9 protein-coding genes are annotated in these 15,911 nt (G+C 39.9%); 4 read left to right on the top strand and 5 right to left on the bottom strand.

Annotation, left to right across the window (positions count from 1 at the left end):
• Positions 1-53 precede the first annotated feature (53 nt).
• The 3 genes from ACM0P2_RS20675 to ACM0P2_RS20665 form a co-directional block, all read right to left on the bottom strand.
• Positions 54-1,763 carry a purine-cytosine permease family protein gene (locus ACM0P2_RS20675; protein ID WP_159120544.1) on the bottom strand — a complete coding sequence of 570 codons (1,710 nt, stop codon included), beginning with the start codon at positions 1,761-1,763 and terminating at the stop codon, positions 54-56.
• A 414-nt stretch (positions 1,764-2,177) separates the two neighbouring features.
• The gene (locus ACM0P2_RS20670) at positions 2,178-3,308 is read right to left on the bottom strand and encodes a ParB/RepB/Spo0J family partition protein (protein ID WP_419227736.1); all 1,131 of its coding nucleotides are present in this window, start codon (positions 3,306-3,308) and stop codon (positions 2,178-2,180) included.
• Complete coding sequence (locus ACM0P2_RS20665; RefSeq protein ID WP_159120542.1) at positions 3,305-4,231, bottom strand: ParA family protein; 927 nt, start codon at positions 4,229-4,231, stop codon at positions 3,305-3,307. The genes ACM0P2_RS20670 and ACM0P2_RS20665 overlap by 4 nt, the downstream gene beginning before the upstream one ends.
• A 1,241-nt stretch (positions 4,232-5,472) precedes the next feature.
• Between ACM0P2_RS20665 and ACM0P2_RS20660 the strand changes: the two genes are divergently transcribed.
• From ACM0P2_RS20660 to ACM0P2_RS20650, 3 genes are all read left to right on the top strand, one after another.
• Positions 5,473-6,942, top strand: coding sequence for a hypothetical protein (locus ACM0P2_RS20660; RefSeq protein ID WP_159120541.1), 1,470 nt, complete (start codon positions 5,473-5,475; stop codon positions 6,940-6,942).
• A gap of 334 nt (positions 6,943-7,276) precedes the next feature.
• Complete coding sequence (locus ACM0P2_RS20655; protein WP_159120540.1) at positions 7,277-8,191, top strand: hypothetical protein; 915 nt, start codon at positions 7,277-7,279, stop codon at positions 8,189-8,191.
• Between the two features lie 514 nt (positions 8,192-8,705).
• Positions 8,706-10,406, top strand: coding sequence for a glycosyl hydrolase family 28-related protein (locus ACM0P2_RS20650; RefSeq protein ID WP_159120539.1), 1,701 nt, complete (start codon positions 8,706-8,708; stop codon positions 10,404-10,406).
• A gap of 44 nt (positions 10,407-10,450) precedes the next feature.
• Here the strand turns inward: ACM0P2_RS20650 and ACM0P2_RS20645 are convergent, their stop codons facing one another.
• Positions 10,451-10,966 (bottom strand): PEP-CTERM sorting domain-containing protein, encoded by a 516-nt coding sequence (locus ACM0P2_RS20645; protein ID WP_159120538.1) that lies wholly within the window; start codon positions 10,964-10,966, stop codon positions 10,451-10,453.
• Positions 10,967-10,975: 9 nt separating this feature from the next.
• Positions 10,976-13,975 carry a BNR-4 repeat-containing protein gene (locus tag ACM0P2_RS20640; RefSeq protein ID WP_173359774.1) on the bottom strand — a complete coding sequence of 1,000 codons (3,000 nt, stop codon included), beginning with the start codon at positions 13,973-13,975 and terminating at the stop codon, positions 10,976-10,978.
• A 169-nt stretch (positions 13,976-14,144) separates the two neighbouring features.
• On the opposite strand from ACM0P2_RS20640, the gene ACM0P2_RS20635 reads away from it, so the two are divergent.
• The gene (locus ACM0P2_RS20635; protein WP_159120536.1) at positions 14,145-15,908 is read left to right on the top strand and encodes a glycoside hydrolase family 88 protein; all 1,764 of its coding nucleotides are present in this window, start codon (positions 14,145-14,147) and stop codon (positions 15,906-15,908) included.
• Positions 15,909-15,911 lie beyond the last annotated feature (3 nt).

Below are 15,911 nucleotides of genomic sequence, written 5' to 3'. Positions count from 1 at the left end.
AAGAAAAAGCCCCTCTAACTCACGGCGCTAGAGGGGAAACCCTACTTTAGAAACTAGTTTTGAGTTGCGTTAGCTACTGTCGAAGGCTCACTGTCCGATTTTGAGCTTTTCGCATTTGCAAGATAGACGTATGTAGCTGTAATGAAATAAATGATCGTCGCTATCAACAATGGCGTGTGCAAACCACTGTCACCATTATTAACGAAGGCCATTATTCCAATCACCATACACGCGACTAACGAAGCGATAGCAGTGTATGTCGCAACGGAGACCACAATCGTAGACTTTTCTTTAGAAACTTGTGTCGAACTCTTGGATAAACCATCTAGAAACGTTTTCTCTTCTTGCCTACGGCTTGCCTCCGCAGCTTCGGCGATTTCCGATTGCGGAAATCTGGTTTTAGCGCCCATAGAAATTGATAGCAAGCAATAAACTATCGTTGCGTAAATCCATATAGGAATTAGAAGGAAAAATAGATGAAGTACGCCTGACTGCTCTAGTACATAGCTTAAAGCGAGCGCTGTTAGCCATGTGATTATTGCCGCCCAGTTTGTGTTATTTCCTTTGTATTGTGACCAGTACCGAGTTAGCCCAATTCTAGGAAAGAGCCAATGTTCTGCGACAATAATTGCACCTACTGGCGCCATCATAAGCCCCATGATTCCTACAAATCCAAGAAGTTGGGAAAACACAAACGGAAAACACGCTATGATGGTCGTTACCACGCCCACCACAATGGTCGACTTCTCCCTACTCCACTTTGGGTTTAACGAACTAAATGCTAAGCCAGCACGGTAGATCGTAGGGTTTGAAGTGGTCCATCCCGCAATAATTACTGCAATGATTCCGCATGTACCTAATGCCTGATAGGCAACTGCACCGGGATCTAAATTAGTAATTGCCGTGCCCAAGATAATTGCTGCGCCAGCCCCCATGATGCCTGCACATATCCACGCCATATAATGGCCTATAAACATACCTAACGCAGAGAAAAAACCGTATCGAGAATAACGAGCGAAACGCAATAATGTCATGTCGCCCATACCGCCATGCATAGCCAAATTTGCTACCCAAGCAAACGCGGCAACGTGCCAAAAGCCGACTTCATTACTCGTTCTAACCCATATAGATTCATTTGCAATAGTATAAAAATCAGAAAATGACGAAATAGAAGTAATACCAGGCGTAGATTCGATTAGAGCGGGAAGTAAGAAAAGCGCACCAATAATGAACATTAAAATCATCCAAGGTGCACAGACTTCTGCAAACGCAGCTAACTTTTTAAAGCCTTTAACAGCCATAAATACCACTACAGCACCGACAAAAAGCGCGACGAGTACAAAGCGAAAATCGGATGGAAACCAGTCCACCTGTGGAGGAATATCTAACAAAATCCTTACAGCAGAAGCAGATACAGTAATCATTGCACCGGCAAGCACACTGAAAAGAATACCATTCACAACACTATATAATTTAATTGTTCCTTTACCTGCTATTTTTTCTAAATAAGCATATAAGGTAAGCCGGGTTTCTGTTGCTATTGGTGCGGTTAAAAGACCCCAAGTAAGCACAGCAAGTAGATTACCTAGAAGTAGGCCAACTAAAATGTCACCAGCCCCAACTCCCCAAGATACAAAAAGTGCTCCAATTACAAATTCTGTTCCTGCGACATGTTCCCCTGCATAACTCCCTGCAAATGCTCGAGCTGGCTGTAATTTATTTGGACTTATCGGTTGTGTTTCAAACTCATCTGAACTCGACACATTTCCTCCATTATTTTCATTCTAGGCTTAGACAAAAAAGCCGCTTAAAAGGAAGTAAAGATGATTACTTTTGAGCGATTATGACTTAATTGTAATTACCAATCAATAAAATTGTTATCAAATTGTGTCGCGTCGAAAATAGCCGAAGATGAATCGCCATATAAGAAATTACTTATACTGTTGGAGTAGGATTAAACGGGAAGGTGCTGGGCAGGTTTAAGCCGAGATAATTGACGTCTGACTACAACAATAAACATTCCAAGATGAGGCTGTTACCTCTCTGGATCGAATAAAGGCGGAAAGTATAATCTATATTTTATTCGATATTTAATTCATTTACTTAAAAGCACTGAAACCCGCTATTGCAAGGAGTTTCAGCGCCTACGAGCCTAAATGTTTCCGCGGAAACAAAGACTATTTTGAAAGAGACTTGAACAACTCCTTTAATGCTTTTTCTAACATCACCGGGTCATTATAGTCTACGCTGTTCCAATCGATTCCTAGCTCCAACTGAGTCACGTCTTCCGTTAATAAACGTTTTATTGCGAATACGTTGTCAACTTTTACTCTAGGAAGTGAAATAAACTGTTTAGTTCTGCCTACTTTCTTAACTACTGGTACTTGTAGATATTTGTGAAATTTTTCTTGCGATAATATAGATCCAAGGTATTTTTCTACCTCTTCCCTGCCCTCTTGCTCAGCTTTTATAATCTCTTCGTATAACCCCCGCAAGGATTCTACGATTCTATTTTCCAGAAGAGGCATTACAAACTCTCTGTATTCATAGAGTTTGTCATAACGGTAGAATGTAGTTCGACCTATTCCTAAATATGAAGTAACAACAGAAGCTCTACTTTTTGATAGCTTTTCACCTTCTATGCTTTCTAACTCAGTAACAGCATTTGAATAACTATTGAGAGCATCAGGAAGTGTTAAATCATTACGCGAAAAATTTTCGATGTGGCGTAATACATTTATGTTTTTTGGCTTTTCTGCATATATTTTTACTTTTATTTTTATCAGACCACCATATAAATAACGTATCGCATAATATCTTCTATGGCCTGCTACAATCGCATAATCAGACATATTTTTACGCCACACAGCGATTGGGTGCACTAACTCACTATGCTTTAGTGTCTCTGCTAAACCTTTAATCTCCTCTATTTCTGCGTCTACGGCGTCATATCGAGGGTTATTTTTATCAAGCCTGTTTTCAATAAGTCCTTTTTCGCATACGACACAATTCGTTAACGAGGCAATTGAATCAGCATCGTCACGTTTAGCAAACTTAACAGGTAAATACCGTGGGTTATCTGATTGAGGCTGTATGTAGTCGACAAGTACTCTGTCTATTTCAGAAGACGTTTTAAAAAGAGGGTCGTCGTGAACGTTACTTTCTTTAGATTTATCGCGTTGCTTCAAATCATCTAACATCTGTTGCGATTTCTTCGAAACACCCTCGCCCGACTGAAACTTACTGATCAAATCCTCTTGCGAAGATGGCTTCACCACTCTTCGGCTTCTCGGCTTTTTAGCAGTCATACGTCATCTCCCCATAAGCTACTTTCAATTAATGCATAAAGTTTTTGCATTTCACTTTTAGCGTGGTGGTTGTGAACATAGTTAAAATGCGTTTCGTCAACTGACGGTCTCTCCATAACTCTATAGCAGTTTCGTTGTTGAAGCCAAAATGGACTCATGTACTTTCCAGTTGGTCCCTCGCTATCGTAAAGCTTAGCTAAGGCAACCTCATCTTTTTGCGTTAACCTTGACTTACTCGGCACTTTATTGGGAACTACACCTACAATTTTCAGAGGGTTATGAGCTCTATCTTCATTAATTCGATCGATACGATTAAGAAGCATAGGCACGCCATCGATTGAGTCGTATTCTGGTTCAGTGGGAATAATTACATGTGTAGCAGCGCCCAGCATACCAGCAGACACGGGAGATTTACTCGGCGGGTTATCAACGATGACTATATCGTAATCGTCGGCCAAATCCTCAACCGAGAACCAATCTCGCATATGAGCGGTAATTTTTGAAACTAACCTGTCAGATTCAGGAGTTAGCGCGAGCACTCTATCAACGTTGCCTTCTGAAGGTAGTACCTTAATGTTTTCAAAAGCAGTTGGATATTCATATACGGGAGAATTGAACAATATGTCGGTACTGGTGTTTCTACCACTCCATTCGGGGTCATCTATATCATCAAACTCTGGATGTAAAGGCGCAGCATATTCATCATCTCCTGGGATAGCATCCATTTTCAGAAATGCTTTTGATGAATCTTGCTGTGAATCATAGTCTAATACTAAAACACGCCGCTTTTTACCTTTTCCATCTGGGCCACCAGTGGCAAGTAGGTAAGCAATAGTAGAAGCTAAAAAAGTTTTACCTACACCACCCTTGCGGTGATAGCTAGAAAGAACACGCATTCCGTTATATAACTCTGTTTTATTCATTATTCTAACCTTCTCTCAGGACATTTCGTTATATTGACATGCCAAATATTTGATGTCTCGGATCGAATCTTTAGAAGTAGAGAAGTGAGGACTTTGATAGGCTTGCAGTACCATATATAAAATTTAGAGGAAGAAGACGAATAAGGTTTGACTAAAAAGGTGTCAAACGTGAGACCTTTACGCGCAAAAATTTCGTTATACCCGCTTAAGTATTAAGTAATAAAAAACCTTTTATATTAATTAATTTTCTATTCCCGAGTTGCTACAGGCTACATCTTTGCTAGACCATACCGTTTTTTCTTCTAATTGTTTCCGCGGAAACAATTTCTAGAGACAAACCTGTTGAGTTGTTTACGCTAATCATATAACTGGAAAACGCTAATCTGCGTTTTACGCAAGGCTTACAATCTTAGGCCAACAATAAAATGATGTCCGGCTGTTCCGTCATGATATGTTGTATTTCCTCATGGAGGATAATTAAACGCTGATATATCTAGTTATCAGCTCTTGAGGAAGAGATATGTATAGGAGTTCGCTTGAATTTTGCTATTGTGAAAGACGATAGAAATACTTCCGCGAATGTTTTTATAATAGCCTGTATATAACGTTTCTGATTCCAACTAGTTTCAGTTTCGCTCAAGCTAGATTAAGTCCTACCAAGAGTTTTCGACTTACTTCGCTATCGACGAGAATTTGTCCTGGCTGTATAGAAATTTTGAACTCACGAGCTAAGCAACAAGATGTTTCCCGCATATTAATATACTTTACTAATAAAATTAAATCACGCGTGAAGTGGCGATTCTATTGGTCTACAAGGAAACAAATGTTAGTTGTTTCCGCGGAAACAATAGCGACATGAAAAGGAGGTTAGAAGACTTGCGTCATAAGCCTTCTTTACATAGACGAGGCAACAACCCGCCACAGTGAGCTCTTCTTTCAGTATAGCCAAATCAACAGAAGACATACTTTTTCTATTCAATTTTGAAGAAAGCCAACCAGCAATTCTGGTGGAAGAACAATAGACAAAGTTCAGTGCTTTATTATCGTTCTTTGCATTAAATAAAAAGGAGTAACTTAGCGTCTCTTTACGATTCTAGTTTTAACTCCTGACAGTTTGTCTTCCAGTATTTCATTCCATATCTATTCTAGCAATTTTGCGTAGACGTAGACATGATAAAGCTTCTCGGATAACCTTTGGATCGAATATGCAAAAAGACTAAAATCTATAGGAAGAAAGTAAAGTGCGTGAGCTATTCGGTTTATCTGAAAAATATGGATTCAAGGCTCCACTGGTATCAGTTCAAGACGACTTCGATTTCAAAGTATTTATGAGACTTTGTAGTTCTTTAAACATATCACCTACTACTAGTACTGTGGCCTCAGATATATTTATTGCCCTGCAAGAGATTGAAGAACTAACGGCTAGTTTAGATTTCATATCAGCGAGAATAAGTCGTAAAATTTCGAATGTACGCCACCATTTAGTGCAGTTGGAAAAGGAAGGGCTAATTTCAAGTGAGTTTATAACTACCGATCCCATCAAGAAACGTAGAGGAAAGCTTTACAAATTAGCAATTCCTAAAGGTCATTTCTTAACAGCGACTGATGTACAAAAAGAAGATGCTGCTTCAGATAATTTACAGTCCGTATCATCAAGTACTGTTGAAACGATAAATATTGAACGCTACGACGACAAAACAAGGTTCATGGAGCTTCAGATAGTTCGCTACTTGGTCAAAGCAATGCGAACTAATCGTAAAGATAAATCGAGTACAATTAGCATTAAGCTACGCGAAGAGGGAAGGCCTAAACCTGTTCTTATCACAGCCAGAGCAGAGGAGGGGAGGCTTATATATCTTCCCGATATGAGCTACTACGCTAGCGCAATCACTTGGCTGATAAATCATATATCCGAGCAATTAGATGAGTCAGAAAATATTGGGGAGACCTTTACTCTACCTTTAGAGCCTCTAATTACAATGGCCAAAGATATTCCCGTATCGGAATCCTCTGCTGGCGGCTACATTAATAATGCTATTCAGTCGCTACATCGGCTCTCAGCTACGACTTTTGATATGAGAGATTTTTACGATAGTAATAAGGACTTTATTGTTGATATCGAATTGTATTACAAGTTGTTTCGATTGGAAGCCATAGTGACCTATGAGGATTCAAAAAATATTGAAAAAAAGGCTGCGGTAATTCAATTTCCACGTTCGACGGTGAAGAGTATTGTTGCAGCGGTCAAAGAAAGGCGGACATTAGACGATATGTTACTCATTGATAGTGATGTCTTTGCAACTAAAAATGAGATCGAAATTCTTTTTGGGCTGTGGGCTAGAGAACATTTAATTACTGGTCGTCAAGCACAGCAATTATATGCCTGGAATGAGCTAAGAGAATCGGTGGCACCTTCATCTAGCCTCAATGAATTCAAACGAAAATTCTCAAATATGGTATTGGCTAATTCAGATCCGTCTTATAAAGCAAAAATACACGAAGCTGTAGAGGATAAAATCGTTAAGCAGGTCGGAACTTGTCATCTATCAGAACAGCGAAAAGGAGAGCTCGTCGTTGAATATGGAAGAGCTACTGTACAGGGCTATTTAATCAATATTGGCTATTCCCCAGAGCAGGGTATACCTGTGATCGCATTTAGACGCGATATGTCTGCACTTCATATTTTGGGTAAATTAGAAGATCGCAGATAACGCTGTATTAAATTAGTATCTGGATCGAATCTTTAATCTAACAAAATCAAGGATTAACACATGGATCGAATCTTTAAAAAGATCACAAATAGATCGTGATCCGCCTTGATCTATCATACCTTTCATATAAAGATTACACCTATCGAGAAAACAAGAACAAAAATGATATTATCTTTAAAAGCTTAGTGAAGAGCACTTTGGAATATGGATAGATAAGAAGCGCTAAAAACAAAACCCGTGAAGTGTTGGCGCACTGCACGGGTCTTTAGATGTAACTTTTTCGAAGCAGTTACACATCTAATTCTAGCGGTTTACCAGATCAGGTCAACCTCTAATGCGTTTTTTATCAGCAAATCTGCGAATATTGTTGGTAAAAAAGATGAATCCTAATAACAATTATGACGACGTTGTTTTTATGTCGCCAGGGCAATTTGAGTATTTGTCAGACACAGAGTCATTTGTGTTTGCACATATTGCTTTTTTTGCATCCCAAATGCGGCCGTACAAACGTCAATTCAAACAGACAACACAAGCAATCTGTAATAAGGTAGGCTATTCGCCAAATGCTGTCCGGGAAGCTATCTCATCTTTGATTGAAAAAGGTTTTCTAAAGAAAAGCCAACCATTAGAAGAAGAGCAAGACACCTCTCATCCGTACTACGATAAAATATCTCACCGCCTCCATGTAGGCGAACATAACTACGCAGTATCTTTTGCTCGGGAGCTGGAAAAGACTCTTATTACCTCAAAGAACAAGAGTAAAAATAACCAAGAACGTGCTATGACCTTCTTTAAAGTGCATGTAGGGCAGTTGAAACGTAATATCTCTCTATTATCAGGCAACAGTTCTAAACATGTTCACAAAGCTCTTATCATGCATGGATACCTCCAAAATCAGCACAAATGGAATGTTGAAAAAAATCGAAAGAGTTTACAACGTACAGTGCCTTCACTGTCTCGTTTTCTTAAATGGTCTCAAAACACTGTTAGGCGTGTAATCAACACCTTAAAGCACTGGGGCATAGTAGACTATAGTTACACTAAAGGGTTTGTGAAATTCTTAACTGTAAGACAATTCAACACTTCAGCTAAATGTGTAAAGTCACTTATAACGAAATTATGTAACATTATTCGCAGGGACGAACGTACGGAGAGTATTCAGGTATCAGTACCGCTTGACCGCTCACCAAAATCTCCTCACGAAGCAGCAAAATACCTACAAAAGCTCAAGAGCATAGGTAAGATCTAATTAACTTTTTGCTCAATAAAGAAAACTCGACTTTTCGAGGGCTTTTCCGTGCGTAACTTTCAATAGTTTTATCCCTCTGTCTTCTTTTTACTAAAAAACTACCGATCTATCCCACATATTCCTCTCACAAAGTTAAACATGTGCCCGAATGCTAAAATTTAACGCACTTGTGAGAAGATGCAACGCCATTCATGAGTAGTAAGTAATACATTCATGCGTAGATATTGACATTGAAGAGCAAAAGTATACTTACGAGGTCGTATAGCCACATTGATGCACACATTAGAAGTAAAATAGATGTATTAAAAGATGTATATATGGCTTCGCCCATACACATACTAATCTCTAATTAGTTATTTTACGTGAACGTTAGCCTAAATATAGCAACTTGTGCTGTGCGTTAGTTCTTTCAACTTAATATACAGGTAACATTTTGACTTGTTATGCTTGTTATTGATTGTTTGTGAATATATTGTTAAAGCCTAACTTTTTAGACAAAGAGAAAGCTTCAATAATGAGAACGACAAAAACTACATTTAAACAATTACCACTACATCATCCATTAAAGTACATTTGCTTATCATTGATGTTTACATCAGTTCATAATTCAATTATCGCAGCACCAGAGTTATCTATTGAAGATAAGCTTTTATCAAATGACACATATCTCCCCGACTACTCTTATGCAGGTTATCATTTTGGTGAAAGAGAAATTACTTATAGTGAGACAACGACTTATGTTGACGTTCAAGACTTTGGCGCTGTTCCCAATGATAATAAGGATGATACTAAGGCTATATTAAATGCATTCGAACACGCACATAGTATTAATGGGCATGTAACAGTTACCCTACCTAAAGGGAGATTTATCGTAAAAGATATTCTAAAAATTCGCCGGGGAAACATCACAGTGAGCGGCAAAGGAATGGGCGAACAAGGCACCCAACTTTACTTTCCAATGCCTCTTTCAATTATTGACAAAACACCTCATTTGGACGAACTAAGAAATTATTTAAGGCTACATAATAAGAAACAACGAGATGCAGAAATTTATATAGATGATTACTTCTCCGAGTACTCTTGGTCTGGAGGAGTGATATGGATTCAAAAGGAAGGAACTCGACCAGTACCTTATCTAGAAGAATTGGATGAACAGCTTCCAATGTTAGCGACAGTTACCAAAGGTAAGAGAGGAACGAAAACTTTAGAAGTTAGCAACACATCACAAATTTCGGTTGGCGACATTCTGAGAATAGACTGGCACAACAAAAACGGTAAACAAGCCGGTATCATAAAATCAATTTATGGAGACACCGACCTAATGATCGGTTCGCATCATTATGATTTTCCAGACCGACCACTAGTAATGCAACCCACCCAAGTTAAATCTATTCGTGGAAATACGGTTGAGATAGGTGATCCTCTATTACACGACATAAATAAGAATATTCCCGCTCACTTATCATCATGGGAACACCTAGAAGAAGTTGGTATTGAGGGGCTCTCTATACAATTTCCTTCGGGCGAAACCTACGGTCATCACGTTGAACAGGGTTTCAACGGTATCTATTTAACTAGTGTGTTTAATGGTTGGATACGAGATGTAAGCTTTAACAATGCCGATAGTGCCATATTGACCGAAAACAGCGGAAACGTGACTATCTCCAATATACACAGCTATGGAACACGTTTTGGTCATTATGGTGTTCACCTTGGCAGCGTGCACAATTTTTTAGTTGAGGATGCCAAAATATCAAATCCGACTGTTCATACCTTTAGCATGAACACTAAATCGACTAAGAGTGTATTTTTACGGGGAGAAGCTTTCACTCAGCCTACGCTAGATCAGCATGCTGGTGCTAATCATCAAAACCTTTACGACAATATGACGTTTCATATAGAAACAAAACGTGATGAAAAAGGCCCTTACTATGATTTATGGTTTGGCGGTGGAGCAGGGTACTGGCAGCCGGGGCATGGGCGTTATAACACAACGTGGAACGCAAAAATATTTGTTGAAAGTGGTGCTGATAGCAATGAAACCGTAAGAATTTTAGGCCAAACAGAAGGGCCTGACGCCAGAGTGATTGGCATTTACGGAAATAGAAAGTTTTCTATCGAACATTATCCTGTGCCGCATATTTCTGACATTAATAACAAGGTGGCGATTCCTTCTCTTTACGATTACCAGAAACAAAAACGACTCGCTAAGTAAGAAGGAGAATATGGCCCAAGGCTTCAGTCCTTGGGCCATTCCACTTAGCTTATCCGCTTTCTGAACAACATGATCCCTGCAATACAAAATATTGCTAGGGTTGATGGGGCAGGTACCGATGTTGCGTCTATATCGTCTCCGTCAAAATTTTGCGCAAACAAGTCAACCAAGGTAAGTTCAGGCGATGACACGCCGTCTTCTAACGCAACAAAGCTAAATGTTCCCAGTTTAAATGATGTTCCTAAAACGCTCTCCCAGTCAGCTAATAAACCTAGCTGAAATATTAATTCATCGCCAATAGTATAGGCATCGTCAAAATAAGAGTTGTCAAACACGCTGTTTGTGACGGAAAGTACATCAAACTCGAATAAGCTAGAATCGAAACTCCATACAACTTCAAGGAAGTCTATTGAAGGATTGGCTTCGTTTATGGATACCTCTATTTCAACGATGTCTCCATTTAGGTAGGACGAGGAATCATTTGAAAAGGTAATTAATGATGCTTTCGACGAAAAGGACATCACTAAACCAAAGATAAGAATTAAATTCGCTATTTTCATTTTTTACCCCTAATTTGAGCCGCAGCGTGAATAGGTACAGCGACGAACGAGACCGCGAGTATCTCTGTTATTTACAACGCCATCATTATTGAAGTCATAACGAATATTCATTTCTTGTCCATTGCGCATCGCAGCCGTAAAGAGTCGAATATCTCTATTATCTACAACGGAGTCATTGTTAAGGTCACCGAGTAGATTAATATTTATAAAAATGCTTGATTCAGACTGCTTATTGTTTGAATCAGTAGCAACGACTTTTACTAAATGCGTACCCTCTGGCAAATCGAGTAATTCATCTGAATAGTTTTCAGCTCCCCATTCGAATGGAGGTTCATAGATTTCTCTTACCAACTGGTCATCAATGTAGAGTGCTAAGCTAACCAGAGAAATATCGTCATTCGCCGTAGAGGCGTCTGCCGTTATGGAAAGATTTTGATATTCAGTAAGCAGTGAGATATCGCTTTCGTTTATCATTACTGAAGGCCCTGGTAAGCTTAGAACAATAAGTGTCATATCGCTTTCACCCTCTAGTCCCGCACTATCCTTCGCAACAGCAGTAAACGTATGAGTGCCGACGCCTAGAGGCGAGGGGTTTGGCTCATGACGGTCTAACCACCCCATGGCACCAAACTCATAAGGAGCGAAAGAATGCCCAAAGTTCCAAACTGGTCGAGTATCTACTCTTACCAACTCACCATTTCTATAGAGAGTCACAGATTGTATATCACGACCTTCGACAGGTGATACAGCATCAATAGTTATTGCTAATTTTTCGTACCCTTCATAGACAGTCACGGTTGAATTAGGCCACGTAACAATTGGCGGTTGCGGCTCACCTTTTACTATTAGCTGCATCGACGCTGTAGACTCTTCACCCTCGCTATCGACAGCAACAGCGGTAAATTCATAAGTACCCGCGGTCAGCGGTGAAGGATTCGGTGAATGGGTATCAAGCCATCCCATAGCACCCGTTTCATGAGGTTTAGACGCATGACCAAATAGATAGGGAAGAGATGTATCTGTTCTAACCAGCTCGCCATTTATATAAAGAGAAACTGATTCGATAGAACGCCCTTCAACCGCACTTTCTGCACTAATGTTTAGGCTGAGCTTTTCAAATCCTTCATCTACTTCCAAACTCTCTTGCGGAAATGAAACAATAGGAGCGTTTGAGTTAACGTTAAGTACCATTGTCGCGACAGAGGTATCGCCTTCACTATCTAACGCTACCGCTTTAAATACATGTCGCCCTGCTGGAAGAGGGGAGGGGTTTGGTTCGTGTGTATCTAACCATCCCATCGCACCAGTTTCATGCGGTTTAGAGCCATGACCAAATAAAAATGGCGTTGAGTCATCTGTTCGCACTAATTCATCATTGATGTAAAGGGTGACGGATTGAATAAATCTTCCTTCCACTGGACTTTCAGCAGAAATATTAAGGCTCAATTTCTCAAAACCTTGTTCTACGGTTAACGAAGGAGAAGGGAAAGATACTAGCGGTGCATTAGCGTCGGACTCTATATCCAAATCGATAATTTGGAGATAAAGCGGCATTGCGTTACCTGAAGTACGCTCCATAAGGTAGTAGTAAACTTTACCATCCTTTATATAAAGTGTACCGTGATCGAAAACTGGTCCATCGGTGGCTTTATACACTCTGACAAAGTTATTGGTACCGCCTTGGGCTTTCTCAACATAAGGGCGGCCACCCTCTAAACCTACAATATAAACATTGTCACCTGATGTATAAATCTCACTTGCACCGGTGAAATCAGTACTAATTATAAATTCATCAGCGCCAGCCGGTTTATATGAATGAATATATACTTCTTCGTAATCAGGCCTATTACGATCTGTAGAACGAACTTTGCTGATTATATGAATGTCGCCTTTCTCAGTAACCGTCCAGTCAAAATTTCCCACAATGTAAACCGAGTTGGTTTCGGTGTGGCTTATATAGTCACCTGGTTCGAATACTTTTATCTCATCTGAATTGATGAGCGGCCACGTCATTGGTTCACCTTTGTGGTTTTTCCAATCACCAAAACCATCTGGGTGGTCTGAATAGGCGTAATAGACACCGTTTTGGTATTGATACTTGTCTGAATTATCGTTACTACGCTGTTGAAAGCCCACGCGAAGCTTGCCATTCACGTATTTCATGTTTCCATAAAGGCCCCAGTTATAGTCGTTGCCTTTAAGCTTTTGGTTGTTTTCATTGAACTTAGTGAACGTCGACCACTTTTCAGTCTCAGCGTCGTAGCGATTGAAAACATAAGCGCCATTATTGTTCCCGCCCAGACGCATATAAAGAAGTAGCGTACCGTCTACTGTGGTAAAGAATTTAGGATAGGTAAGGCGAGCAAAGTTCCCTTTATCTCCAAGGTCTCCGGTCATGGTCAGATGCTTGTAATCATCGTCTCCTTGGCTTACAACGCTGGTATCTTTAACAAACTTATCTAGTGTGAATTCAGAATGAGAAAGCTCTGCAGCTCCAGGTACACTGTAAGAATATCGAAAGAAATCGTCTTTAAATTTGCCACCGTGATTATTGTCATCGTAAGCATGCATGTCGAACACCATATGAATGGTGCCGTTAATCGGGCTTACGGCTAACCCGATAGTGTTGTGTGATTCACCGACTAAAGGGTCGCCTCTGAACCCAGTGTGCCTGTGTGGAAACTCAATCGTTGATAATTCGCCGCTTAGCGTATTATAACGAGAGAGCATTACGTTTCTTTCATTTTTTCCGCCCTTGTACCAAGTCATAAACACGTAGTGTTTGTAGGTTTTTACCGCATCACCATGTGCTGAGATATTTGGGCCGAAAAAAAAGTCGTATTTTTCCCCTGTATCCGGGGAACCCACGTTAGAAAAATCGAGGTTTTTACCGTCAAAGTGCAGTCCTTCATCGGTAATTTTGATTTGTTGTTCAAGTGTCACTTCCGCATTTAACGAAAACGCGCCCAGTAAAGTGGTTGAAACTAACAATGTTTTTAGGCATTTCATAATTTTATTAGCTCAAGTTTGTTATTAAATGATGTGTGTTTATTACCAAATGTTAATACTGCAACATTTCAATAACATTTAGTTTCGGGCATACCATATTACATTGCGTTTACAAAAGCATTACTTTATGATCAATATTAGTCAAAAGTAGTCATATGGATGGAAGAGTGTGGGTCATATAAGAGATAAGAAAAAAGGTTTCTTAGTACGAGAGCATAATACGCAAGATAGCGTTCAAAAGGATATGAATTGGGTAGGTGCAACACTTTTCACTTTAATGTCAATTAGTGCATGTAGTGAACAACATCCTTCAATACCTGCAGTTGAGGAAGTTAAGACAACCCAAGAAAGTGAGCAATTATTCACCGTGCAAGATGCCCTCGGTAATCTTACCTTTGCTAAGGATCAATATCTAAAGATGGCGAGCCATATTGAAGCTGAACGTCATTTATATTATCGACCGGCCTGCGTTGAAGATACGTCAATGATTTGTGTTCCGCGCTCATATGAGCACGGAGGCATTTTTATGGATAAATATGAAAAGTGGACTAACGGCTTTTTCCCCGGAGTAATGTGGAAATTACTGTCTAACAAAGACTACGTGGAATGGGCCGAAAGTGAGGAAAAGCAACTTCTTAACTTTGCCACGCACTATCAGAAGGCGTTAGACGGTGATGCTACCCTTGATTCAACGCATGATTTAGGCTTTATGCTTTATGATTCATATGGCGAAGCCCTAAATTACGAAGGCTTGAGTGATGAGCTTAGAGCTAAGTATGTTGCAATTTTGGCCAAAGGCAGAGAAACGCTTTCCAGCCGATTCAATGCAGAAAAAGGTGTTATAAAATCTTGGGATTTCGTCCCCCATATGAAGGTATCTGTATCAAGAAACGGAAAAGACTTTGTAGAGTTACACCAAATTGCAGAGCCATGGACATTCCCAGTCATCATTGACAACATGATGAACCTAGAATACCTGCTAGATAGCGATTCATCGGATTACAAAAACATTGCAATAACGCATGCTAAAACAACGCTCAAGAATCATTATTTCTATGAAGAGAATGATTCTGAACAGCGGTATCCCATTGCATACCATGTTTTTGATTATGGCAAACTTAAACCGGGAAATTGGCAGGGGTTAGGCAATATTTCAGCATGGGCGAGAGGGCAGGGGTGGTCGTTATACGGTTATGTTACGATTGCCGACTATATGTCTGATTTAAACCTAAGTGACGCGGAACGAAGGGCTTTCGAAAAGCATTTAAGTAACGTGCTAAATAGCATTGAGCATTTGCTAGAAGAAGACTTTGTTCCTTTTTGGGACTTTTGGGCGAACAGAGACAACGCATATAAGTATGCCGAAAACACGTCTTTAGAAACGTCTGTGTATTCGGGAATTTTAGAGCTCTGTGCGAACAGAATAGAGCCACACATTCTGCCGTATAAAGGTTATCGCCCTCAAATATTAGACGCTTCAATGCTAACTGTTAAATCGCTAAACGAGCTCAAAAACCAGAAAAACTGGTATGGTTCTGACATTCTGCAGGGAGATAAGCTTGTTCCTTGCGGACGCGAACCTTACCCTGAAACGCATACTAAAATTCCTAAAGACACCTCAGCCGCCGCTATTTACGCATCTGCACTTTATCGTTACGCAATTATAACGAAAGACGTCAATCAGAAACAAAAATATGGAGCCCTCGCTGACAAAATCATGGCGGAACTGACTTCTAATTATAGAACTGATAGAGACAAAAATGGGCGAGATATGAGCTTCGAACTTGGTTTTGTGCTCGATGAAGCTACGGGAGACATGGGGAACGCTGGTGAAATCGATACGCCTATAATCTATGGCGACTTTTACTTTGTCGAAGCCAACATCAGAAAGGTCGACTTTGAGCGTTCTCGCGGCGTAAAACTGCATTATTAAGGA

Origin of the sequence: Alteromonas sp. OM2203 (genome assembly GCF_048517045.1) — a bacterium.
GTDB lineage: Bacteria > Pseudomonadota > Gammaproteobacteria > Enterobacterales > Alteromonadaceae > Alteromonas > Alteromonas gracilis.
The sequence above is the reverse complement of the archived record's forward strand: the minus strand, read 5'-3'. Positions and strand labels throughout refer to the sequence as shown.